The following is a 24,034-nucleotide window of genomic DNA, read 5'->3' as shown; positions in this document are numbered from 1 at the left end:
CGAACGAAAGAGATGTCATGACCGACGCAGAGGACCTTGTTGCCGAAATCGAGACACTTGGTGGCAAACTGGCAGAGGCCAAGGCCTCGATCACCAAGCGCTTTATCGGGCAGGAACGGGTCGTGGACCTGACCCTGACGGCTCTGCTGTGTGGCGGGCACGGGCTGCTGATCGGCCTGCCCGGTCTGGGCAAGACGCGGCTGGTCGAAACGCTCAGCACGGTCATGGGGCTGGACGGCAGCCGCATTCAGTTTACGCCAGATCTGATGCCTGCGGACATTCTGGGCTCGGAAGTGCTGGACACGGCAGAAGACGGGCATCGTGAGTTCCGCTTTGTGCCTGGCCCAATCTTTTGCCAGCTTCTAATGGCGGACGAGATCAACCGCGCCTCGCCCCGGACCCAATCCGCGTTGTTGCAGGCGATGCAGGAAAAGACTGTGACGGTGGCCGGTCATGACCGCGCGTTGGGCACCCCATTTCATGTGCTGGCCACGCAGAACCCCATTGAGCAAGAAGGCACTTACCCATTGCCGGAAGCGCAGCTTGATCGCTTTCTTGTGCAAATCGACGTGATGTATCCTGATCGCGGGACCGAGCGCGACATCCTGCTGGCCACGACAGGGACCGAGGATGCGCAATCGACGGCCGTCTTCACCGGCGCGGAATTGCTGGCCGCCCAGACCCTCTTGCGCCGCATGCCGGTGGGCGACAGCGTGGTCGAGATGATTTTGGATCTGGTCCGCGCCTTCCGTCCGGGCGAGGCCGACGCGTCTGAAAAGGTCAAGGAAACCGTCGCCTGGGGCCCTGGGCCCCGTGCGGCTCAAGCGTTGATGCTGGCCGTCCGCGCTCGGGCTTTGTTGCAGGGCCGTCTCGCGCCATCGGCTGAGGACGTCATCGACATGGCCCGCCCCGTTCTCATCCACCGCATGGCCCTGAACTTTGCCGCGCGCGCCCGCGGCGACAGCCTGTCCGACCTGATCGAAGAAACAGCCGCCGGGCTGAGCCGCAAGGACGCCGCCGCGTGATCACTCCGCTCGCCCTGCGCGAAAAGGCCGAAACGCAGGCCGCGCGCCTGCCTGCGCTGCTGGCGCGGGCAGAGCAGTTGGCCGGTGCCGTTCTGCTGGGCGAGCATGGCCGCCGCCGCGCCGGGATGGGCGATGATTTCTGGCAGTATCGCCCGGCGCAGATCGGCGACAGCCGCCGTATGATTGATCACCGGCGCAGCGCCATGGGCGACGTGCAGTTCGTGCGCGAGCGTGAATGGCAGATCGCGCAATCCGTGATGCTGTGGGTCGATCAGGGAGCCGCGATGCGCTTTGCCTCCAGCGACGATCTGCCGTCCAAGGCAGAGCGCGCCCGTGTTCTCGGGCTGGCCACGGCGATCCTGTTGATCCGGGGCGGAGAGCGGGTCGGCCTGACCGGCACGCGCCTGCCGCCACGCCGGGGCAATGCGCAGATCTTGCGGTTGGCCGAGATGTTTACCGAGGATGCGGAGCAAGACTATGAGCCGCCCGAACACCGGGCCATGATCCCGCACGCGCGGGCCGTCTTTGTCTCGGATTTCATGGGAAATATTGACGATGTAAAGACCGCGCTGACCAAGGCGGCAGATCGCGGCGTGCGTGGTGTGCTGCTGCATGTGCTCGACCCGGCAGAGGAGGCGTTTCCGTTTCGAGGTCGCACCATCTTTGAAAGCGTGGGCGGCACGTTGGAGCATGAGACGTTGAAGGCATCGGACCTCAAGGATCGGTATCTGGCGCGTCTGGCCGAACGCAAGGCCGAGTTGCAGCATCTGTGTGGTGTCGCGGGCTGGCAGTACGGGTTGCACCATACGGACACGCCTGCGCAATCCGGCCTGTTGTGGGTTTGGCGGGCGCTGGATGGCGGGCGGGCGCGGACATGATGGTGCTGGGCCCCATCGGTTTTGCAGCACCCTGGTTGCTGGTCGCGCTGGTCGCGCTGCCGATCCTGTGGCTGATCCTGCGCGCGATCCCGCCTGCGCCGCTGCGCCAGCGCTTTCCCGGCGTGGCCCTGCTGCTTGGATTGCAGGACGACGAAAGCGTTTCAGACCGCACACCGTGGTGGCTGCTGTTGATCCGAATGCTGGCCGTGGCGGCAATGATCATCGGGCTGGCAGGCCCCGTGCTGAACCCCGAGGACGATGGCAGCGCGGAGGACGGTCCCCTTCTGATCGCTGTTGATGGCACGTGGGCTGGCGCCGCGCGATGGGCGCGCCTGACCGAAGCGCTGGATGGAGAGTTGCGTCGTGCGGGGGTCGCGGGCCGACAGGTCGCGCTGCTGGACCTCGCCGACCCTCAGGCGCCGGTGTTCCGTGCGGCCAATGCCGTGGCGGCGACCCTGCCGGGGTTCGCCCCCTCGCCCTGGCAACCGACGGATGCTGACGCATTGGCGCAGATCCTGCCCGAAGGTGGGTTCGAGACGGTCTGGTACAGCGATGCGCTCGACTATCCGGCGCGTGCCGATCTGCTGGCGACGTTCCAGTCGCGCGGCGCTGTGCGTGTCGTGCAAAATGCGGCCGAGATCATTGCACTGACCCCCGCCGCCTATGTGGACGGCGTTGTGGAAGTGACCGCTCTGCGGTCAGAGGCAGGCCCCGAGCGTGGGGTGAGCATCCTCGCGCAGGGCCGCGACCCCGCGGGAAACGCGACCATTCTGGCCACGGCCAACGCCGTTTTTGACATGGGCGCAGCCACTGCCACCACATCCCTGTCCCTGCCAGCAGAGTTGCGCGCCCGGGTGACGCGCTTTGAAGTGGCGAATGCCCGTTCCGCCGGAGCCGTGACGCTGGTCGACGATAGCCTGCGCCGTCGCGAGATCGCGTTGATCGCAGGTCGTGAAGGCCGCGAGGGGTTGGAGCTACTGTCGCCACTGCACTACCTGCAGCGCGCGCTGGCTCCGAACGCTGACCTGTTGCGCGGGGCACTCACCGATGTCCTGCCCGCGAACCCGGATGTGATCGTGCTGGCCGACGTTGCCACGCTGTCCGAGGGGGAGACCGAGGCCATTCTGGACTGGGTCGATCAGGGCGGCTTGCTCTTGCGCTTTGCCGGGCCGCGTGTCGCCGCCAGCGACATCAGCCGCACTGCTGAGGACCCGCTGATGCCCGTGCGCCTGCGCGCCGGGGGCCGCAGTGTGGGGGGCGCAATGAGCTGGGGCTCGCCCAAGACGCTGGCGCCGTTCCGAGAAAACTCGCCCTTCTTCGGCCTACCCGTGCCGGAGGATGTCGCAATCACCGCGCAGGTCATGGCGCAGCCCGACCCGACGCTGGCCGAGCGTGTGATTGCCGAACTCAGCGACGGCACGCCGCTGGTCACCCGCAAGCGTGAGGGGCAAGGCCAGATCGTGTTGTTTCATGTGACCGCGAATGCCGAATGGTCGTCGCTGCCCCTGTCGGGTCTGTTTGTGGAAATGCTTGAACGGTTGGCGGTATCGGCCACCACCTCGTCTCCGGATGCCGGAGATCTGGAGGGCACGATTTGGACGCCGGAGGTTGTGATGGACGGATTTGGAACCCTGCGTGATGCAGGCGCGATGCCAGGCGTGCCCGGACCTGCGCTGGTCAGTGACCCCACCGGACCGGGCCTTTTGCCAGGTGTCTACACGTCTGGCGACCGCGCGCTCGCACGCAATGTGCTCACGGCAGAGGCAACATTGGAGCCTGCGACATGGCCTGCTGATGTGCCTGTGTCTGGGCTGGTGGCGGCACCCGAGCGGCCCTTGGGCGGGTTGCTGCTGGCCGCTGCGATAGGGTTGTTGCTGGCCGATGTGCTGGCATCGCTCGCCTTGTCGGGCCGTCTGACGGGCCGGGTGCGCGCCACCACGGCAGCACTTGTGGCTGCCATCGTGTTGACCGGGTTCACCGCACCGAACGCGCAAGCGCAAGAAGAACCAACGGCGGAAATCGCAGCCGCCGCCGAGGTGGTCCTGGCCCACGTCATCACCGGCAACGCGAACGTGGACGAGGTGGCCGAAGCGGGTCTACGCGGTCTGTCCGACACGCTGTTCTTTCGTACATCTGTCGAGCCTGCACCGCCCTTTGCGGTCGATCTGGAACTGGACGAACTGGCCTTTTTCCCCATCCTCTATTGGCCCGTCACAACCGATCAGCCGCGCCCGAGCAGAGAAGCCTATGCCAAGCTAAACGACTATCTGCGCTCGGGCGGCCTGATCCTGTTCGACACGCGCGATGGGGATGTCGCAGGATTTGGCGCATCGACCCCGAACGGCCGCAAGTTGCAGGATCTGGCGGCACCCCTCGACATACCCGCGCTTGAGCCGGTGCCCCGCGACCATGTGCTGACACGCACCTTCTATCTGTTGCAGGACTTTCCCGGCCGCCATCAAGGCGGGGAGATCTGGGTCGAAGCCGCCCCACCGGGTGCGGAGCAGGTCGAGGGGATGCCGTTTCGCAACCTCAATGACGGCGTAACGCCCGTGGTGATCGGTGGCAATGACTGGGCGGCGGCCTGGGCTGTCACGTCGTCAGGTCAGGCCATGCTGCCCATCGGCCGCGGCTTTGGCGGTGAACGCCAGCGCGAGATGGCCTACCGCTTTGGCGTGAACCTGGTGATGCACGTGCTGACCGGCAATTACAAAAGCGATCAGGTCCATGTGCCTGCCTTGCTGGATCGGTTGGGCCAATGACCGGGACCGTCCTTTTCGATCCGCTGTTGCCCTGGCCCATCCTGGCCGTTGTGACGGCTTTGGCGATGGCCGGTGTTGTTCTGGCCCTGATCCGCGGCCTGAACGGCTGGGCCTTGCGGGGCATGGCCGCACTGGTGGTGTTGGCGGCACTGGCCGGGCCGTCGCTGCAACAGGAAGACCGCGCGCCGCTGACGGACATCGTGATCCTGGCCGAGGATCAGAGCGCAAGCCAGCGCCTGAACGACCGCTCCGATCAGACGACAAGCGCCGCCGATACGATCGCGGCGGCCCTGACAGCCCGCGAGAACACCGAACTGCGCCGGATCACCGTCCCGGATGGCGAAGAGGACGCGGGCACCCGGCTGATGAACACCCTGTCCGATGCGCTGGCCGAAGAGCCGCGCGCGCGCATCGCTGGCCTGATCGCGCTCAGCGACGGGCGCGTGCATGACGCCGACCTGCCGCTGGACCTGCCTGCGCCTTTGCACCTGCTGCTGAGCGGGCGCGAGACGGATTGGGACCGCCGCCTGCTCGTCAAAAACGCGCCCGCCTTTGCCATTATCGGCGAGCCTGTGACGCTGACCCTGCGGATCGAAGATATGGGCGCTGTCCCCGCGGGGACAGGCCTTGCCCCGCTCGACATCTCGGTCGACGGCGCCCCGCCACAGCGCTTCAACGTGGAGGTCGGCGAGGACATCGAACTGCCCCTCAGCCTGCCCCATGGCGGGCGTAACGTGATCCAGTTCACCGTGCCCGAAGCGGACGGAGAGTTGACCGACCGCAACAACACCGCCCTGATCCAGATGAACGGCGTGCGCGACCGCCTGCGCGTGCTGCTGGTGTCGGGCGAGCCCCATGCCGGGGGTCGCACCTGGCGCAACCTGCTGAAATCCGACAGTTCGGTGGATCTTGTTCACTTCACCATTCTGCGCCCGCCCGAAAAACAGGACGGCGTGCCGGTGGGAGAGCTGTCCCTCATCGCCTTTCCGACCCGCGAACTGTTTCTGGAGAAGATCGATGATTTCGATCTGATCATCTTTGATCGCTACAAGCGGCGCGGCATTCTGCCTGCGCTCTATCTCGACAACGTGGCGCGCTATATCCGCGATGGCGGTGCCGTGCTGGTTGCGGCGGGTCCAGACTTTGCCAGTGCCGACAGTCTGTATCGTTCGCCCTTGGGCTCTGTCATGCCGGCGCAGCCGTCGGCGCGCGTGCTTGAGGAAGCCTACCGCCCAACCGTGTCCGAACTGGGCCAGAAACACCCGGTGACCACTGGCCTGCCCGAGGCCGGTGATTGGGGCCGCTGGTTGCGCCAGATCGAGGTGGATGCGCAAGCGGGCAATGTCGTGATGGAGGGTGTGGATGGTCGTCCGCTCCTGATCCTGGACCGTGTAGAAGAGGGTCGCGTGGCGCTCCTTGCCTCGGACCATGCGTGGTTGTGGAACCGTGGCTACGAGGGGGGCGGGCCGCAGCTGGAACTGCTCCGCCGTCTCGCCCACTGGATGATGAAGGAACCGGAGCTTGAGGAAGAGGCGCTGACCGCGACCGCCACGGGCCAGTCCATGCGGATCGAGCGGCGGACCTTGTCTGATACCGTGCCGCCCGTCGTCATCACCGACCCGTCGGGCAACGTGGTCGAGCTGGAGATGACCGAGGCAGGACCGGGCCGCTTCGAGGCCCTGCACGAGGGCCCTGAGATCGGGCTGTATCGATTGCAGAACGGCGACGCAGAGACCGTCATTGGCCTTGGCCCTGCCGCGCCCAAGGAGTTCGAAGCCACCATCGCAACCGGTGACGTCCTGGCCCAGCGGGTCGAGAGCACGCGCGGCGGTGTGCTGCGGCTGGAAGAAGGCACGCCCCGCATTCGCACGGTGCGCGAAGGTCGGCCTGCTGCGGGACGTGGCTGGATCGGGATCACACCCCGAGGCGCATACGAGACGCAGGACGTGCGCCAGATGGGGCTTCTGCCGCCGTGGTTGGTGCTGCTGCTCGCCTCTGGTTTCATCATCGGCGCCTGGCTACGCGAGGGGCGGCGTTAAGTCTGACTAGCGCTGGACCCGGATGGCCGAACGGGTCGAACGGCCCAAGGCGTCAATGACCGCGATATCTGAAAAGCCCGGCGCGAGTGTGCCGATATCCACCTCGCGTCGTGCCGCGCCCGTTGTGACCACGGCCCCGTTGACCAGAACGGTCAGGGGCAATGTACCGCCCGCCACTTTCACCACCGTTTCCGCGTGCGCCAGCACCGCGCCGTCCGGGGGAAAGACCATTTTCGGCCGCGCCATCGCGTCCCGCGCATCGCCGAAGCGGCGCAGGTTGGGTGGCAGGTCGGCAGTGCTGAGAAGTAGCGTGTCAGGCGGTGGAGGCGGTGCGGGCGTGAGCCGGCGTTTGAGCCTGCCGAATGCTTCAAACAGGATTGGCGCCGCGTGTGCACCCCCAAAGGCCCCCGGCACGGATGTGCCGTCAGGCCGCCCAATCCAGACGCCGATCACGTGCTGACCGTCATAGCCTATGGCCCATGCGTCGCGGTGCCCATAGGACGTCCCCGTCTTGTAGGCGAGGCCCGCAGGCGCGCCCGGCGGCGGTGCAATGCCCCGCAGGATATCCCCCACCTGCCACGCCGCGCGCGGCGCAATCAGCGGCGTGTCCGGTGCGGCAAGGTGGCCGTAGACCTTCACCAAATCCTCAAGGCTGAGCCCGACGCCGCCCAAGGCGACGGCCAGCCCGGCCTTCCCGCCCGGCAATTTGGGATCAGCCCCCAACGCGCGCAGGGCCGCCATCAGCCGTTCGGGGCCAAGGGCGTCCGTCAAGGCAACGGGTGGGATGTTCAGCGACAGCGTGAGCGCTTGCCGCGCCGTGACATCGCCGCGAAAGATACCATCGAAGTTCTGAGGGGCGTAGGACCCAAAGCGTGTGGGCCTGTCGGCAAAGACGGTTTCGGGGTGCGCCAAACCGCGATCGAAAGCCAGCGCGTAGATCACAGGTTTCAGGGTCGAACCGGGGCTGCGCTTGGCCCGGGTCATGTCGATGAAACCGGGGCGGCCATTCGCATCCGTATATTCAGGGGAGCCAACGCGGGCGATGACCTGTCCGGTTGTGTGGTCAAGCACCATGATGGCAAGTGATGTGCCGCGCGCCATGTGCAGGTTGTGGACGGTCGCGAGCCGCGCCATGCTGCGCTGCACGGGCGCCGACAGAGTTGTGTCAAAGCGGGTCGCGCCGGGCTGCGCTACGCGCAATGCGTCCGCCTCATGCGGCGCCAGCCGGGGCAGCGCGCGGGCGCGCGTGGGGACCGGCGTTTGCGAAGGGTCAGCACCGACGCGGGCCAAAACGCGGTCACGTGCAGCGCGCGCAGCCGATGCGCGCCGGTCCGGGCGCCGCGCTTCGGGCGCTTGGGGGAGGGCCACCAGAAGGGCCGCTTCGGCCTCCGTCAACCGATGGGGCTCCTTGCCGAACCACGTGAATGTCGCGCTGCGCACGCCTTCGATCCGACCGCCATAGGGCGCATGTTGCAGGTAGAGGTGCAGGATATCGGCCTTGCCCATCTGCCGTTCCAGTGCCCAAGCCACACGCATTTGCCGCAGCTTACCGGGGATGGAGCCAGTGCCGGAGTTTTCCAGCATCCGCGCCACCTGCATCGTGAGGGTGGAGCCGCCGGACACCACCCGCCCGGCCTGCACGGCCTGAGCAACAGCCCGCAGCATGGCCCGACCATCGACCCCGTTGTGCCGGTAGAACCGCTTGTCCTCGTAGGCGATCAGCATCTGCGTGAGCCGAGGGTCGACCCCATCGGGTGGAACGGCCAGACGGATACGTCCATCCTCCACGGCAAAGGCGCGCATGAGCTGCCCGTCGCGGTCGCGCATCTCCACAGATGTCTCGGCCAAGGCTGCAGGCAATATGGTGCGGTCCACCCAAGCATCCCACGCGTCATGCAGGCTGGCAGCTGCCAGCATCAACGCCGCCGTGGCAAAGAACAGGCGGTGCGGTCGCTTCATTCCGTGACCACCGTGCGGCCTGTTTCCGTGACAGCGCGGTATTCCGCACGGTACATATCCTCGACCAAGGCAGCGGGGTGGTGGAAATCACCCGGGCTGACGGCACGGGCGATGTAGGCGAGGCGGAATGCAGACGAACCCGTATGGTTGACGGCAGCAAGGAACCGGTCCGACCGGAACTCGGCATGTTCGGTATTGGCCGTGTTCAGCCATTCCAACCCTGCCACATCGCCGGAGCGGATGAGATTCGGGTTGTCGATCTCGATCCCCGCGGGCAGCGGGTCGTCCACCATCAGCCGCGCGCCGACTTCTTCGAACGGGGTGACTGTCAGCACGATCACGCGGCGTTCACCGATCTGCCAGGGCCCTTGGACCGGGACACCTTCGAGGTTATAGGCGGCGCGGGCGATGCTGTAGCCATAGCCGCCCGCTTCGGGCGCCGCGATCGGCACGCCGTAGGTGGTCAGTGTCACATTCTGCGCGCTGTCCGAGATATTCCGGATTGTCGAAACGGCATCGCCGGACGCGCGGCTTTGCACCACTGGGCCAGAGGTTGGCGTGCCATCGACCGACAGAACGGACGCGCCTGCGCCGCTGCGCAGTGCCTGCGCCGCCATCAGGACCTGCGCTGCTTCTTGGGTCGAATAGCTGCCGCTGTTTGCCGTGATCGAGCCCGCCAACCGGGATTGATCGACACTCGTGCTGCCTGCTTCGACCGCAAGGTGCAACAAACCTGCGGCATCGCGCAGGGGTGTGCCGTAATCTGCGCGCAGAGTCGATGCCTCCCTACCTGAGCGTATGGCCAATACCTCGGCCAGACCAAACAGGCGGTCGGCGCGCGTCTGCTCGCCGTAGCTGGCCAACGCGGCACCCAGTTGTGCGCGTGCAAGGGGGGTAGACAGCGCTTCGGCCTTGGTGTCGGCATAGTAGCGCAGGTCGCCGATGGATGCGGACCCCGCTCGGGCCAGCACCATCAGGGCATAGGCGATGTCCTGTCCTCCATACTCGAAATCGGGCGCGTAGTTGATCCTGTTGCGCAGGTTGTCGAGCGCGAGGCGCAGGGCGCGTTCGGGCACGTCATGCCCCTGCTCCTGCGCACGCAGCAGGAAGTCGGTGACATAGGCGTCGAGCCAGAAGTCCCCAGATTGCGCCCGCCAAAGGCCGAAAGCGCCATTGCTGGCCTGCCGTGTCAACACTCGGGCAATGGCCGAGCCAATCCGGGTGTCGATATCAGCCAGCCCCGCCGCTTGTGCGGTCTGCGGGATGTAAAGCAGCGGAAGGGCCGCCGAGGTGATCTGTTCCGTGCAGCCATAGGGGTAGCGGTCAAGCTGCCGCAGCAGGCCCGGCATGTCGAACCGTGCCAGCGGCCCTGCTGCAAGCGTGGCGCGGGCGCTGCCGGGGCGGAGGTCTGCAAAGATGTTGTCGTCGAATGTGAGGGCCGCGCCCGCCGCAAGCGACAGACGGCGGGTGGTGGCGATGAGAGGATCGTTGGACCGCACGCCAAGCGTTAGGCTCTTGCGCAGTACGGACCCGTCTGGCGTCGTGAGGGCGACGTCGATCTTGTGATCGCCCACCTGCTCCGCCGTCAGGGGCAGGGCGACGCGCAAGGTTCCATTATCGCCCAGCGTGATGATCTCGGGTGCGTCACCCAAAGCAAGTCCGGTTGCCGTGACGGACAAATCCATGTCGCCTGATGCGCCCGCCGCATGGACGAACTCCAGTTGCAATCGGCTTTGATCACCGGGGGCAAGGAAGCGCGGGAGTGCCGCCGAAATCACCACAGGATCACGCGCCACGAGGTCAGCCGTGGCTTGCCCAACCCCTTGATCGGACCACGCCACCGCCATCAGCCGGATCGTGCCGTTGAAGGCGGGGCGCGGTATTGTTACCTGCGCCAATCCATTCTCATCGACGGCGACAGGCCCGGAAAAGGCAGCCATCACCGCTTCGGTCGGGGGCGGCCCTTGCCGCTGCATGGCGTTGCCCGCGTCCCCGCCCGAGCGCACGGCCCCCAGCGCACCGCTTTGCCCGTCGATCAACCGGCCATAGACGTCGCGCAGATCAACGCCAAGGCGCCGCTGGCCGAAATAGTGATCCTGGGGGTGTGGCGGCTCGAACCCTGTCAGGTTGAGGATGCCGACATCCACCGCAGCCAGCGTGACATGGCCGGCCGCACCGTTCAGGCCATCGACGCGAACGGCGACCTCGGTCATGCCGGGCTGGCCATCGGTTTCGGTGGGCGCGTCGATCGACACCGACAGCGCCTTGTCCGCCGGGTCGATGGCGGCGTGGGCGAGGCCCAGGACACGGGCAGGCTCCGGCCCGCTGGCCAGGCTGCCGCGCAAGACAGAGGCGGTGACATAGGCACCCGTCCCCCATTCTTCAGTCACTTGCAACGGGATCACCGTTTCGCCCGCCGTGACCGTCACGGCCCGGCGCGAGATCACATGGCCCGACAGGACAGAGATCAGCGCGACGCCGTCATACGGCGGCGTGATCCGCAATTGCGCGGTGTCGCCGACGGCGTAGCGTTCTGCGTCCAGCGACAGGTCCAAGCGGTCCGGTGTGTCGCTGCTGTCGGATGCGCCGTACCATCCGGCAGCAAAGCTGACGGAGCTTGCTGTGTATGGCCCTTCGGTGCTTTCGATCACCAGTTCATAGTCGCCCCATTCCGTGGGGCTGCTGATGCTGATCGGGTCGGCGCCGAGCGTGGCGGTGCCTTGGCCCACACGGATGCGCCGCGTGATGGGTTCCCAGTTCCAGTTGCCGTACAGCTGGTACCACTGGTATCGCGTCTCGATCCGGTTGACGGTCCAGGTGACGGGTATGTCACTGCTTGCGCCGACAGCGATGGCTTCGAACTCGGCTGTGGCGCCTTCCGGCAGAACATCGTCAAAGACAGGTTTGATGCCGATGACGGGCCCCTGCGCCGCGATGGGCCGGGTCAGGCTACGCTCGACGGGCCGCCCACCACTGTCGGAAACGCGGACGGTTGCGACGGCTTCCAGCAGTACGTCCTCGGCCACAACCTCGGGCCAGGGCAGCGGCAGGCGGAATTGCCCGTTCGCATCGGTGCGTCCACCCTGAACATAGCGGCGCTGGGCGGAGAAGGCCGCGTCGTGGCGCCCGAATTGGTAGCCCGGATAATCTGCGATCCCGCTGCGCCTCTGCACCTGAACATCCCCTTCGACGGCAAGGTTCGCACCCGGGGCGCCAAAGAGGTACTGGGCGTCTACGTCCACCATGGCAGGTCCGCGCAGGGTGAGCGGTTGATCCCCTGCGCTCAGGGTCACGTCGATGCGGTCGGGAATGAAATCTTCGACCAGCACGGTCCGGGTGGCCAACGCGGGTGCGTCCATGTCGCCTTTGACCTCGATCCGCCATGTGCCACGCGGGACGGTTTGCCCCAGCGGCAGGGCCAGAACATGGCCGCCGCTTTGGCCCTGGGCGCTGACGGTGCGGCTGTACTCAACCCCGTCAGGACGGCTGAGGATAACGGTCAGTGGCAGGCCGGTGATCGCCTGTGCCTGCGCATCGCGCGCCAAAGCCGTCAGATGGATCGTGGCACCGGGCCGATAGGCCCCTCGATCGGTCGTCACGAACAGATCAATGGGCGGCGCAGGCGGGCGCCCCTCCACCCCGCGGTCGGACAGGTCAAAGGCGGCATCGGTGAGCGGCAGGAAGACGAAATCATCCGCTGTTTCGACCTGGATCATGGCCGGGCGGGCCGAACCGCGCCCGCGTGTCAAACCTGCATCGAACTGAGCGAACCCCTCGGCATCGGTCCGGGTCGAGCCCAAAACCGAATTCGCCTGCGAGATCAGGTGGACAGTGGCCCCTTCGACAGCGCCCGCATCGCTGAGCGCACGGACAGAGGCGGTCAACCCATCATTGCCCTGCCACGTGGACAGCCCCAGGTCCGACAGCACGAACCACTGTGTGGCCGCCGCCACATCAAAAGGATCACGACCCGGCTCGCGCGCCGACAGAACGTAAACCCCCGGCGGTTGATCGGCCAACGCCTCTTCCAGCGGCAGACGGGTGCGCATTTCGGTGTTCAGCTCATTCTGCACCTCGCCGGTGCCGCGCCAGATCTCTTCTGCGATGTCGCCGGTGAACTCGGCCATCTGCCATTGCGACAGCGGGCGGGCGAAGACGTCGCGCCGCATCGACTGGACCAGATTGCGGTCGCTTACACGGCTCAGGACCAACTCGACGGCATTCACGTTGACCGTCTCGATGGGAATGCTGGGGGCCGCGCCGCGCGGCAGAACATAGCCGCGGCCCGGAAAACGCACGACAGGCGCGCGGTCGCGGACATAGAGGCCGAGCGTGATGTCCTTGGCCAGCACCTCTCCGCTCTCGGCGGGCAGGCCGGAGCGGAAAGTGACCGTGTAGCGCGCGCCGTGCGCGACCCCGTCGATGCACAGATCGCGCCCGTTGGCGGCCACAACCAGACCCGGCGTTGCGGTGCGCACAAAGGGTTCGTAGTCAGTGCCCGCCTGCACCAGCGGCTCGGAAAACGTGGCACAGATACGCGGCGCGGCGCTGTCATTGTCGATCTGATGTTCCACAATGCGAAAGCCATACTTGCCGATGGCCGCATCCAACGCCCGGTCGATGTCGTCGCGCGGCTGAATGGATCGGGCGAGACGCAGCGCATCAATCATGTCCCGGCCACGGTTGTTGCGTTCCAGCGCTTGCGCCAGGGTTTGCAACGCGCTGACCTGTCCCCCCGCGGTGTCGGCCCGCAAGTAGCCGTTCAGGGCGGCAGGCACTGCCTCTTGCAAGGCGCGGCGGCGTTCGGACGTAGATGCGTTCTCGCCAAGGTTCATCGCGATATCGGCATAACGCACCCACAGATCCGGGGCATCTGTCAGCGCCACTGCCGAGCCAACCCAACGCAGGGCGGCGGCACGGTCGCCCCTGTCCAACGCGCGCTGGGATGCCGCCAGCACTGCATCTACGGACTCCCCGGCCAGGGCAAAGCGCAAGCCGATATCAGCCGCAAGCTCGCGGGCGGCGACGACGTCGGCCTCAGGCAAATCCAGTGCGTCGGCCCGCCGCTGTGCCGCAGCGCGAAGCGTTGCGGCAAGCGGAACACGCGTGGCCGAGCGTGCGCCAACATAAGGTTGCCGATCCGTGATCTCGGATTTCGGAAAGCACGCGTTCGAGCGGTCGTTGAAGGTAAAGGCCACGCAAGCGTCATCGGCGCTGCACGCCCGCACGCATGCCGCAAACGTGGTGTCGAAAAGGGCCGTGCGGTCGGCGCCAAAGAAATCCACATCGCGGGTCACAACATAGCGGTGGTCGGGAACAGCACCCTGCCCCCACGCCGCAACGGCCCACAGCACAGCACAGAGTGCAACGATCATGTGGCGCATGGCGCACCTCCCGCAAACAACTTGGATCCTATGCGCCCAGCCTGCCACGCGCGCGACCGGACACGCAACGCTTTCGCCACAGGGTTAAGGCGTTCTTCATCATCGCTGTGAAATACCAATGCAGCGAAGTCGAGGCGGAGGGCAGGCATGAGCCTTGCAAACAAACTGGCAGAAGAGCGGCGCGGTCGCCTGGCCGCAGAGCGCTTGCTTGAACTGAAAGAGGCCGAACTGTCGGCGGCAAACCGCAAACTCGGGAAACATGCCGCAGCGCTTCAGGGCGAGATTGTGGAAACCCGCGCCGAGGTCGCCACCGTCAAAACCGAAAACGAGCGCGTGAAAACCGAGTTGGGGCAGGCCAACCAAAAGGTGCAGATCGCCGAACGGCGCCTATGGCATTCGGTGCAGACCATCACCGACGGCTTTGCCTTCTTCAACTCCGACAACCAGATGATCGCGGCCAACGAAAGCTACCTGGCCATCTTCGACAGGATCGACGCGATCCGCCCCGGTGTGAATTACATGACCATCCTGCAGGTCCTCACGGATGAGGGGATCGTCGATACCGAAGGGATGCCGGACACGGAGTGGCGCCAGATGATGCTGGATCGCTGGATGCAACCGCAACCTGACCCGGTGACCGTGCGCCTGTGGAACGACCAGTATGTGAAGCTGGTGGACCGGCGCAGCCCGGCAGGCGATATCGTCTCGCTTGGCCTCAACATCACTGAATCGGTGCGGTATCAACAGGAACTCAAGGCTGCACGCACAGAGGCGGAAGCGGCAAGCCGCGCAAAATCCGCCTTCCTCGCCAACATGAGCCACGAGATCAGGACGCCCATGAACGGCGTTGTCGGCATGGCCGAACTGTTGGGCGACACCGGGCTCAGCGAAGAACAGCAGCTCTATGTCGATACGATCAAGAACTCCGGCGAGGCGCTGCTGGTAATCATCAACGACGTGCTGGATTATTCCAAGATCGAGGCGCAGAAGCTGCAATTGCACCTCGAACCCTTCGATCTCGAACGCAGCATTCACGAGATTATCATGCTGCTCCAGCCCTCCGCCCGCGACAAGGGGCTGACGCTGCTTCTGGACTACGATCTGTTCCTGCCCACCACCTATGTGGGCGATCCGGGCCGGATCCGGCAGGTGCTGACCAACCTGATGGGCAATGCGGTCAAGTTCACAAGCGAAGGACATGTGCTGGTCCGCGTCACCGGAGTGCCCGATCTGGACGCAGGCCACGCCGAGGTGACGATCGTGATTGAAGACACCGGCATCGGCATTCCCGAAGACAAGATCGACCACATATTCGGTGAGTTCAATCAGGTCGAAAACGAGCGGAACCGCCAGTTCGACGGCACGGGCCTTGGCCTCGCCATCTCCGCCCGTCTGGTCAGCCTGATGGAGGGCGAAGTCTGGGTGAGCAGCGAAGAGGGGATCGGATCGGTCTTTGGTTTCCGTATTCCCCTGAAACTGAGCGAGGCAAAGTTGCCCGAACACCCGCCTGTGCCCGACGGATTGCGCCGCGTGATGGTTGTCGATGATATCGAAGCCAACCGCACCATCCTGCAACGCCAGTTGGAGCAGTTGGGCCTGGGCGTCGTCAGCTGCGCCTCGGGCGCAGAGGCCCTGGAACAATTGCGCGACATCGACCTGATCCTGACCGATCACAACATGCCCGACATGGACGGGCTGGAACTGGCCGAAACCATCCGCACGCGCGGTGTGGAAACACCCATTCTATTGCTCAGTTCGAACCCCAGCTTTGCGACCAACGATCCGGGGGCGAAATATCTGCACGCCATCATGCAAAAACCGGTGCCGCGTGCCGACCTTTTTGCGCGGCTGGAAAGCGTGGGGCCCGTGATCGGCGCCAACGGCGCGCCACCCCCTGCACCTGAAAAGCGCCGGATGGTGGTGCTGGCGGCCGAGGACAACAAGACCAACCAGCTTGTGTTCGGTAAGATGGTGAAATCCGCCGACATCGACCTGCATTTCGCCAATAACGGGATCGAGGCGGTGGACCTGTTCCAACAGGTGTCTCCCGACCTGATCTTCATGGACATCTCGATGCCCAAGATGGACGGGAAGGAAGCAACCCAAAGAATTCGGGCGTTGGAAGAAGACACCGGAGGACACGTCCCCATCGTCGCCCTTACCGCACACGCCATGGACGGCGATGACAAGGGCATTCTCGAAGCGGGTCTTGATCACTACCTGACGAAGCCGCTGCGCAAGCCGGAAATCCATGGCATGTTGCACGACATGTGTCCGGATGGCGTCAAGCACCCGTTCGAAGATGCAGTGCCGAACGAGGGCGCCGCCTAGTTCGTTGGGTAAGGCCTGACAAATACGGGTTTTGCGTCGCTCGACAGGTCCGGCCGATAGACGTAGCCTACGCTGTTGAAACTGCGCACCCCGTCCAAGTCAGTCACCCGGTTCTGGATGATATGCCGCGCCATGGCCCCCCGCGCCCGCTTGGCAAAGAAGCTGACGATTTTGGGGCCCTGCCCCTTGTCTTCCATAAAGGCGGGCGTGATCAGGTTCAGCTTCAGCGCCTTTTCCGGCACCGCTCCGAAATACTCCTGACTGGCGCAGTTCACCAGCATATCACTGCCGGTTTCCTCGGCCTGCGCATTCAACGCCTTGGCCAGATCGGTGCGCCAGTAGTCATACAGCGACGTGCCGCGCCGCGTTTTCAAACGGCTGCCCATCTCAAGCCGGTACGGCTGGATCGCATCCAGAGGACGCAGCAGGCCGTAGAGCCCGGACAGAATGCGCAAGTGATCCTGGGCATACTCCGTCTCCGCCTGTGACAGCGTTTCTGCATCCAGACCCTGATAGGTATCCCCGGCAAAGGCCAGCATCGCCGGGCGCGTGACGTCTTCGGCGGGCGCATCCTCGAAGGCCTGAAAGCGGTCGCGGTTCAGGCGGGCCAGATCGTCGCTCAGATCCATCAGCGACTTCAGCTTGCCCAAGGTCAGGTTCCGCGCTGTGCGAACCAAGCGCACGGCGTCGTCCTGCATGGCGGGGGCGGTCATCGCAACGTCCCGCTCTGCCCAGTCCAGCCGCTTGGCCGGGGAAATCACCACCAACATCTGCTCACCCCCAAAGTATGTCTGGGCATATCTAGGATGCCGCCCGCAGCACGTCCAGAAAGGCAGGCCCAAATCGTTCGGCCTTGCGGTCACCTAAAAGCCGCTCAATGCCCGCATCGTCATCCGGGCGCAGTTGCGCGATCTTTGCCAATTGGGACGCGGAACAGCTCAGCGGCTTGTCAGTGCCATCCTGCCCCCGCGCCAATTCCGCCTGCACCGCCAGCAACTGGTCATAGATCGTGCCCGCATTGTGCCCCGCCAGCTTGCGGCGGGACGGATGGAGCGCCTCGGCCTCTCCATTGATCACTTCAAGGAAGGCACGACCAAACTTTTCCAGTTTCTTGGCCCCGACCCCGCTGACCTGCGCCATCTGGTCCAGATTGGCCGGTCGCCGTTCCGCCATCTCGATCAGCGTGCGATCGGGAAAAATGACGTAGGCCGGGACCTTGGCGGCCTCGGCCAGCGCGCGGCGCTTGGCTTTGAGCGCCGACAGCAGCGGCGCATCTTCCTCAGACACCATCGCCTTGACCGCCGGGCGGCGGGCGGCAGCGGCCTTGATCGTGTCGCGGCGCAGGGTGATCTTGGCCTCATTCCGCAGGATTGGCAGGGCCGCATCCGTCATCCGCAGCGCGCCATAACGCTCGGGGTCGGGGCGCACCAGATCGTGCCCCATCATCTGCCGGAACACGGCCTGCCACTGCTGTTTTGTGTATTCCTTGCCCACGCCATAGGTCGGCAGGCTGTCATGCCCGCGCTGGCGGATCTTGTCCGTCTCGATGCCCAACAGAATGTCGATCAGGTGCCCCGCACCGAACCACTCGTCGGTGCGCAGCATGGCCGACAGCGCCTTGCGCACCGCCGTCGTGCCGTCAAACACCTCCGCCGGTTGGTCGCACAGATCGCACTTGCCGCAAGACACCTCTGTTTCGCCGAAATACCCCAGCAGCGTCTGGCGCCGACATTCCAGCGCCTCCGCCAATCCCAAAAGCGCGTTCAGCCGCGCGTGATCCGCCATGCGCCGTTCGGGCGGGGCAAGCCCTTCGTCGATCTGCGTGCGCCGCAGTTTGATGTCGTCCGGGCCAAACAGTGTCAGCGTCTCCGCAGGCGCGCCGTCACGCCCCGCACGCCCAATCTCCTGATAGTAGGCCTCAATGGATTTGGGCAGATCAGCATGCGCGACCCAGCGGATATCCGGCTTGTCCACGCCCATGCCGAACGCCACCGTGGCCGCGACGATCAGGCCGTCTTCCTGCTGAAACCGCCGTTCGGCGATGCGGCGGTCGTCCGCCTCCATCCCGCCGTGATAGTGGATCGCCGCGTGCCCCGCCTCGCGCAGCGCCTGCGCCAGCGTTTCTGTCTTGGCCCGTGTGCCGCAATAGACGATGCCCGACTGCCCCTTGCGCGCGGCGGCGAAGTTCAGGATCTGCGCGCGCGGCCCGTTCTTGGCGGCAAAGGCAAGGTGAATGTTGGGCCGGTCAAACCCACGCAAAAACGTCCGCGGCTGCGCCCCATCGAACAGCTTCTGGACAATCTCAATCTGCGTTTCCGCATCTGCCGTTGCGGTAAAGGCGGCCAAGGGCACGTCCAGGGCGCGCTTTAACTCACCGATACGCAGGTAATCAGGGCGGAAATCGTGACCCCATTGGCTCACGCAATGCGCCTCGTCCACAGCAATCAGGTTGACACCGATGCGGCGCAACATCCCGATGGAGGACCCCGCCGCCAGCCGCTCCGGCGCGATGTAAAGCAGTTTCAGCTCACGCCGCTCCAGCGCCTCCCACACCGCGTCCGTCTCTTCCGGCGTGTTGCCAGAGGTCAACGCACCCGCCTGCACACCCGCCTCTTGCAAGGCGCGCACCTGATCGCGCATCAGGGCAATCAGCGGAGAGATCACCACCGTCACCCCGTCGCGCATCAGCGCAGGCAATTGAAAACAAAGGGATTTACCGCCACCCGTCGGCATGATGGCCAGCGCGTTTTCGCCCGCAGCCACGGCGTCAACGATCTCTTCCTGCCCGGGGCGGAAGCCGTCGAACCCGAATACGTCCCTCAACAGCGTGGCAGCGCCGCTCATTTCCGAAAACCCTGTCAAATTTTATGTAGTCTGCTCGTTGGATACAGACTCACATTTTAACAGGCGGTGAACAAGGGGCATCACGCCCGCAGGATCAGAAGAAGATGGCGGGCAGGATGATGCTGCGCAGGGCGATCACGATGACAAAGGCCACCAGCGGCGCCAGATCCAGCGGATGCGTGTCAGGCATATAGCGCCGAATGGGGCGATAAATCGGCTCCAGCAGCTTGTTCAGCCCGGTCCAGATCGACCCCACCAGCGGCTGGTGCATGTTCAGCACATTGAAGTTGATCAGCCAGCTCATGATGATGTGAACGATCATGATCACGTAAACGACGCTCAGGATCAGATCGAGCAGTTGGTAGATCACCAGCATGGGCGGGGTCCTTTGTTGTTCCGGCAACAGACCTAGGCCGTTGGGCCATGTGGCGCAAGGTCACGCAGGATGACCCATTGAACTTTCGCTGCGCCGCCGCAATTTACGATGTAAGGAGTTAAGCCCATGTTTCCGTTCGTTCGCCTTGCCAAGGAAATGGTCAAAGCCCGCCGCCAAGCGCCGCTGGGCCTGACCGATCTGCACATCACCCAGCACCGCGTTTGGCCATGGGACCTGGACGGGTTCATGGAGCTCAACAACGGGCGTGCGCTGACACTTTACGACCTCGGTCGCTTGGGTCTGGGCCAACGCGCCGGGCTGATCGGCACGCTCAGGGCGAACCGCTGGGGCCTGACCATGGCGGGGTCCTCGGTGCGTTACCGCCGCCGCCTGCACGCCTTCCAAAAATTCGAGATGCGCAGCCGAGCGGTGTGCTGGGACGACAAGTTCACCTATCTTGAACAATCCATGTGGAAGCCTGATGGCGAATGCGCCAGCCACGTGCTTTACCGCTCGGCCGTGACCGACAAGAACGGGATCGTGCCACCGCACAAGGTGCTTGCGGCCATGGGACAAGACGCCGTGTCGCCCCCAATCCCCGACTGGATCGCCGCGTGGATCAAGGCCGAAGCCCAGCGCCCCTGGCCGCCGATGCAAGATGCTGAGGCACACAAAACTCCGCTGAAATCGGCCGCCTGAACAGTGTGACCGCAAACACCGTGCATCGGTTCTTTGTGATTTCCGGTTGCTCGGGGGGCGGAAAGTCCACCTTGCTCGACGCTCTGGCGGCGCGCGGTTTTGCAACCGTCAGCGAACCGGGGCGCCGCATCGTTGCAGAAGAACGGCAAGGCGACGGCAAGGCTCTTCCGTGGGTAGATCCAGCCGCCTTTGCCAACCGGGCAGTGGCCATGGCGCGGCAGGATCTGGACGCAGCAGCCGCTCACACGGGGCCTGTGTTTTTCGACCGGGGCCTGATTGATGCCGCAGTGGGTCTGCACCGTGAAACCGGCACGTCCTTTGCCGACACGATCGGACCCGTGCGACCCTACGCCCCGCTCGTATTTCTGGCCCCGCCCTGGCCCGAGATCTACAAACAGGACGCTGACCGGCAGCACAGTCTGGACACAGCAATGGCCGAGTATGCCCGGCTGGAGAACGCCTATGCGCAGCTTGGCTATCAGCAGATTCACCTGCCCAAAACGTCCCCGGCGCAACGTGTCACCTTTGTGCTGGACCGGCTGGCCATGACATAGCCCGGCTCAAAGCTTGTCTTGCCACACCCCCTTTGGCCTGCTTTGGTCGCCCCAACAAAAAAACGTGGCCACCAATGGGGTATAGGGCATGGCAGAGATCAGTCTGAAAAGACGCATCCAGGGCTGGATGGCCTTCGACTGGGCGACCCAGCCGTTCTACACCCTCGGGCTGACCTTTATCTTCGGGCCGTTCTTTGCCCAGGCCTCGCTCGAATACTTCCTGACGGTCTACAGTGACGAAGAGGTGGCCAAGGCCGCGTCGCAATCCACGTGGTTCTGGGGCCAGACCATCGCCGGGCTGCTCATCGCCTTTACTGCGCCCATGATCGGGGCCTATGCCGACAGCACCGGGCGACGGATGCCGTGGATCTGGCTTTTCGCGATCATCTACGTGCCGTTCACCTTTTCGCTTTGGTACACGGACCCAAGCGGCGCGAACATCTACCTGATCCTGTTCTGCTTCAACCTCGCCTTCATAGCGGCCGAATTCATGCTGATCTTTGTCAACGCCGTGCTGCCCTCGCTCGGGGACAAGGACGAGGTCGGCAAGATCTCCGGCAACGGCGCGGCCATCGGTTATTGGGGCGGAGTACTCTCTCTGTTCCTGATGCTGCTCCTGTTCGTGACCAAGGGGGACGGGACGACAATCCTCGGAAACGTGCCACTCCTGGGCCTTGATCCGGAGCGGTCCGAGGATTTCCGCTTTGTCGGCCCGTTCATCGCGATCTGGTTCATCATCTTCATGGTGCCGTTCTTCCTTTGGGTCCGCGAACCGAAACAGGCCAACCGACAGGGCGGCGTGGCGGACGCCATGCGCGACCTCAAACAATCGCTCAAAGGGGCCTACCATCGCAAATCGCTGCTGAATTTCCTGATCAGCTCAATGCTGTACCGTGACGCGCTCAATGCGCTTTATGCGGCGGGCGGAATCTATGCCCGCCTGGTGCTGGAATGGTCGATCATGCAGATCCTTGTTTTCGGTATCGTGGGCGCCATCACCGCCGCCATCGCCACGCAAATCGGCGGCATCTTTGACAAGCGCAAGGGCCCGCGCCCGGTCATCCGCGTGTGCTGCTACATCCTGATCCTCGTTTGCCTGGTGATCGTGGGCATGAACCGCGACAGCTTCTTCGGCCTGATCGCCATGCCCGAAGGGTCCGCCATACCGGACATCGTCTTTTACATCTGCGGCGCGGCCATCGGTGGCGCGGGCGGTGCGATCTACGCCGCCTCACGCTCCATGATGGTGCGCCACACCCATCCCGAACGCCCGACCGAGGCCTTTGGCCTCTTCGCGCTGTCCGGCAAGGCGACCGCATTTTTGGCACCCATGCTGATTGCGCTCTTCTCGACCATGACAGGCAGCGCACAATTGGGTTACATTCCGGTTATCGCGCTCTTCATCCTCGGCCTCTGGCTGCTGCGCTACGTGAACCCCGAAGGAGACCACGCCAAATGGTCAACATCCGCCGTTCCTGTACCCTGATCGCCGCCTTGCTGCTGTGTGCCTGCACCAGCGGCGCCGGCACCGACATCTCGGGCGCGCCCACGCCTGACGTCGATCCGGCCACGTTGCAGAACATCGCCAAGGGCCAGTTTGGCGCCAAAAGACGGGCCTCCGCCCAAGACGCCGCCGCCTTGGGCGGATACTCGCGCGGGTGTCTGGCGGGCGGTGTGCAGCTGGCCGAAACCGGACCCACCTGGCAGGCGATGCGGCTCAGCCGCAACCGCAACTGGGGCCACCCCGAACTGGTGGACTATGTGCAGGACCTGAGCCGCGAGGCGGCCAAGCAACCCGGCTGGTCAGGCCTCTATGTCGGCGACTTGAGCCAGCCGCGCGGCGGGCCGATGCTGACGGGTCACCGCAGCCACCAGATCGGGCTCGATGCTGACATCTGGATGCTGCCCGCCCGCAACCTCACGCTCAGCGCCGCTGAACGGGAAAACATCAGCTCGATCTCGACCCGGCGCGCCTCGGGCGCCTATGTCAACGGCAACTGGACCCGCGCCCATCACGAGATCATCAAGGCCGCCGCCAGCGACAGCCGCACCGCGCGCATCTTTGTCTTCCCCGGCGCCAAGGTGCAGATGTGCCAGGACGAAACCGGCGACCGGTCGTGGTTGCGCAAGGTCCGGCCCTGGTGGGGACACCATTACCACTTCCACGTCCGCCTCAACTGCCCGCGCGGCGCACGCGGCTGCGTGGACCAAGCCGCCCCGCCCCCCGGCGACGGCTGCGCCGATGCGCAACAATGGGTGAACAACATCCTCAACCCACCACCGCCCGATCCGAACGCGCCCGCACCCCGACCCCGCCGCGAACTCAAGGTCGGAGACCTGCCGCAACAATGCTCTGGCGTTCTGGCCTCGCGCTAATCCTGACCGTCACCACGGCAACCGCCGATCCGCTGACCTTTGTTCGCAGCTGGACACTGGTGTCGGATCGCGCGGATTTCGGGGGGCTGTCAGCGATCGAAATGGACAGCGGCGACAGGGCAATCGTGCTGTCGGATCGCGGCCCACTGTTCACACTGGCGCTCGACCGGGCTGCGATGACGGTCCAGATCGGCACCACCCCCCAACCGCACCCGGACCGCGACAGCGAGGGGCTCGCCCGAACGGACGACACCCTGTTCTTCAGCTACGAAGACCCCGGACGCATCTCAGCCGGTGACGGTACGCAGGTGCCATCGCATCCGGATTTTGCGACCTACGCCCGCAACGGCTCCCTCGAAGCGCTGGCAGCGGATGCCAACGGCACACTCTATACCCTGCCCGAACGCTCCGGCGGTACCGAGCGGCCCTTTCCCATCTACAGATACCGGGGCGGGGCCTGGGACATCCTCGCAACATTGCCGCGCACCGGACCGTTCCTGCCCGCGGGCGCTGACATCGGGCCCGACGGCCTGCTCTACATCCTCGAACGCGCATTCACACCACTGGGCTTTCGCAGCCGCATCCGCCGCATGGACCCCAACACGCCCGGGGCCGGGGCCGAGACACTTCTCAAAACATCCGCCGGACGTCACGACAACCTCGAAGGGCTCGCGATCTGGCAATCGGACAGCGGCGCCACCTGCCTGACGATGGTGTCGGACGACAATTTCCTCGCCGTCCAGCGCACCGAATTGGTCGAATACGCCCTGACGGAAACGCTTGCAGAAGGTGCCACCTGCAACTAGG

General features: G+C 64.9%; 15 protein-coding genes. 10 read left to right on the top strand and 5 right to left on the bottom strand.

Annotation, left to right across the window (positions count from 1 at the left end; genetic code table 11):
- Window positions 1-17 precede the first annotated feature (17 nt).
- Genes BWR18_RS17805 through BWR18_RS17790 form a run of 4 tightly spaced genes read left to right on the top strand, consistent with a single transcriptional unit; the run spans window position 18 to window position 6,704 of the window.
- Window positions 18-1,025 carry an AAA family ATPase gene (locus tag BWR18_RS17805; RefSeq protein ID WP_076629755.1) on the top strand — a complete coding sequence of 336 codons (1,008 nt, stop codon included), beginning with the start codon at window positions 18-20 and terminating at the stop codon, window positions 1,023-1,025.
- Window positions 1,022-1,903: a DUF58 domain-containing protein gene (locus BWR18_RS17800; protein ID WP_076629754.1), complete on the top strand. Its 882-nt coding sequence runs from the start codon at window positions 1,022-1,024 to the stop codon at window positions 1,901-1,903. Before BWR18_RS17805 ends, BWR18_RS17800 begins: the two co-directional genes overlap by 4 nt.
- Window positions 1,900-4,665, top strand: a complete 2,766-nt coding sequence (locus BWR18_RS17795; protein ID WP_076630409.1) for a DUF4159 domain-containing protein — start codon at window positions 1,900-1,902, stop codon at window positions 4,663-4,665. Before BWR18_RS17800 ends, BWR18_RS17795 begins: the two co-directional genes overlap by 4 nt.
- Window positions 4,662-6,704, top strand: a complete 2,043-nt coding sequence (locus tag BWR18_RS17790) for a hypothetical protein (protein ID WP_076629753.1) — start codon at window positions 4,662-4,664, stop codon at window positions 6,702-6,704. Before BWR18_RS17795 ends, BWR18_RS17790 begins: the two co-directional genes overlap by 4 nt.
- Before the next feature lie 6 nt (window positions 6,705-6,710).
- On the opposite strand, the gene pbpC is transcribed toward BWR18_RS17790, so the two are convergent.
- Both pbpC and BWR18_RS17780 read right to left on the bottom strand, forming a co-directional pair.
- Window positions 6,711-8,663 (bottom strand): penicillin-binding protein 1C, encoded by a 1,953-nt coding sequence (gene pbpC, locus BWR18_RS17785; protein ID WP_083957756.1) that lies wholly within the window; start codon window positions 8,661-8,663, stop codon window positions 6,711-6,713.
- On the bottom strand, window positions 8,660-14,047 hold the full coding sequence (locus BWR18_RS17780; RefSeq protein WP_076629752.1) for an alpha-2-macroglobulin family protein: 5,388 nt from the start codon (window positions 14,045-14,047) through the stop codon (window positions 8,660-8,662). The genes pbpC and BWR18_RS17780 overlap by 4 nt, the downstream gene beginning before the upstream one ends.
- Before the next feature lie 147 nt (window positions 14,048-14,194).
- Between BWR18_RS17780 and BWR18_RS17775 the strand changes: the two genes are divergently transcribed.
- On the top strand, window positions 14,195-16,378 hold the full coding sequence (locus tag BWR18_RS17775; protein ID WP_076629751.1) for a response regulator: 2,184 nt from the start codon (window positions 14,195-14,197) through the stop codon (window positions 16,376-16,378).
- On the opposite strand, the gene yaaA is transcribed toward BWR18_RS17775, so the two are convergent.
- The 3 genes from yaaA to BWR18_RS17760 all read right to left on the bottom strand — a co-directional run bounded on the left by yaaA (window position 16,375) and on the right by BWR18_RS17760 (window position 19,598).
- A complete protein-coding gene (yaaA, locus tag BWR18_RS17770) occupies window positions 16,375-17,148 on the bottom strand; it encodes a peroxide stress protein YaaA (protein WP_076629750.1) in 774 nt (257 codons plus the stop codon). The two genes, BWR18_RS17775 and yaaA, sit on opposite strands and share 4 nt — an antisense overlap.
- A 31-nt stretch (window positions 17,149-17,179) precedes the next feature.
- Complete coding sequence (gene recQ, locus BWR18_RS17765; RefSeq protein ID WP_076629749.1) at window positions 17,180-19,222, bottom strand: DNA helicase RecQ; 2,043 nt, start codon at window positions 19,220-19,222, stop codon at window positions 17,180-17,182.
- Window positions 19,223-19,316: 94 nt separating this feature from the next.
- Window positions 19,317-19,598 (bottom strand): YggT family protein, encoded by a 282-nt coding sequence (locus tag BWR18_RS17760; protein ID WP_076629748.1) that lies wholly within the window; start codon window positions 19,596-19,598, stop codon window positions 19,317-19,319.
- A 126-nt stretch (window positions 19,599-19,724) separates the two neighbouring features.
- Here BWR18_RS17760 and BWR18_RS17755 point away from each other — a divergent pair, with 126 nt between their 5' ends.
- The 5 genes from BWR18_RS17755 to BWR18_RS17735 all read left to right on the top strand — a co-directional run bounded on the left by BWR18_RS17755 (window position 19,725) and on the right by BWR18_RS17735 (window position 24,033).
- Window positions 19,725-20,297 (top strand): acyl-CoA thioesterase, encoded by a 573-nt coding sequence (locus tag BWR18_RS17755; protein ID WP_076629747.1) that lies wholly within the window; start codon window positions 19,725-19,727, stop codon window positions 20,295-20,297.
- Between the two features lie 5 nt (window positions 20,298-20,302).
- Complete coding sequence (locus BWR18_RS17750; RefSeq protein WP_216637306.1) at window positions 20,303-20,851, top strand: AAA family ATPase; 549 nt, start codon at window positions 20,303-20,305, stop codon at window positions 20,849-20,851.
- An 88-nt stretch (window positions 20,852-20,939) separates the two neighbouring features.
- On the top strand, window positions 20,940-22,337 hold the full coding sequence (locus tag BWR18_RS17745; RefSeq protein ID WP_076629746.1) for an MFS transporter: 1,398 nt from the start codon (window positions 20,940-20,942) through the stop codon (window positions 22,335-22,337).
- Complete coding sequence (mepA, locus tag BWR18_RS17740; protein ID WP_083957755.1) at window positions 22,307-23,227, top strand: penicillin-insensitive murein endopeptidase; 921 nt, start codon at window positions 22,307-22,309, stop codon at window positions 23,225-23,227. Before BWR18_RS17745 ends, mepA begins: the two co-directional genes overlap by 31 nt.
- Window positions 23,200-24,033 (top strand): esterase-like activity of phytase family protein, encoded by an 834-nt coding sequence (locus tag BWR18_RS17735; RefSeq protein ID WP_076629745.1) that lies wholly within the window; start codon window positions 23,200-23,202, stop codon window positions 24,031-24,033. Before mepA ends, BWR18_RS17735 begins: the two co-directional genes overlap by 28 nt.
- The last annotated feature ends 1 nt before the right edge of the window (window position 24,034 follow it).

The organism is Tateyamaria omphalii (assembly GCF_001969365.1).
GTDB classification, from domain to species: domain Bacteria; phylum Pseudomonadota; class Alphaproteobacteria; order Rhodobacterales; family Rhodobacteraceae; genus Tateyamaria; species Tateyamaria omphalii_A.
Note: the sequence above shows the minus strand (reverse complement) of the source record. Positions and strands in the feature narration are given on the sequence as shown.

Coding starts and splice junctions, on each gene's coding strand:
- BWR18_RS17760 (WP_076629748.1), bottom strand. CDS start 19,598: ATGCTGGTGATCTACCAACTGCTCGATCTGATCCTGAGCGTCGTTTAC.
- BWR18_RS17805 (WP_076629755.1), top strand. CDS start 18: ATGACCGACGCAGAGGACCTTGTTGCCGAAATCGAGACACTTGGTGGC.
- recQ (WP_076629749.1), bottom strand. CDS start 19,222: ATGAGCGGCGCTGCCACGCTGTTGAGGGACGTATTCGGGTTCGACGGC.
- pbpC (WP_083957756.1), bottom strand. CDS start 8,663: ATGAAGCGACCGCACCGCCTGTTCTTTGCCACGGCGGCGTTGATGCTG.
- BWR18_RS17735 (WP_076629745.1), top strand. CDS start 23,200: ATGCTCTGGCGTTCTGGCCTCGCGCTAATCCTGACCGTCACCACGGCA.
- BWR18_RS17755 (WP_076629747.1), top strand. CDS start 19,725: ATGTTTCCGTTCGTTCGCCTTGCCAAGGAAATGGTCAAAGCCCGCCGC.
- mepA (WP_083957755.1), top strand. CDS start 22,307: ATGGTCAACATCCGCCGTTCCTGTACCCTGATCGCCGCCTTGCTGCTG.
- BWR18_RS17780 (WP_076629752.1), bottom strand. CDS start 14,047: ATGCGCCACATGATCGTTGCACTCTGTGCTGTGCTGTGGGCCGTTGCG.
- BWR18_RS17775 (WP_076629751.1), top strand. CDS start 14,195: ATGAGCCTTGCAAACAAACTGGCAGAAGAGCGGCGCGGTCGCCTGGCC.
- BWR18_RS17745 (WP_076629746.1), top strand. CDS start 20,940: ATGGCAGAGATCAGTCTGAAAAGACGCATCCAGGGCTGGATGGCCTTC.
- yaaA (WP_076629750.1), bottom strand. CDS start 17,148: ATGTTGGTGGTGATTTCCCCGGCCAAGCGGCTGGACTGGGCAGAGCGG.
- BWR18_RS17790 (WP_076629753.1), top strand. CDS start 4,662: ATGACCGGGACCGTCCTTTTCGATCCGCTGTTGCCCTGGCCCATCCTG.
- BWR18_RS17795 (WP_076630409.1), top strand. CDS start 1,900: ATGATGGTGCTGGGCCCCATCGGTTTTGCAGCACCCTGGTTGCTGGTC.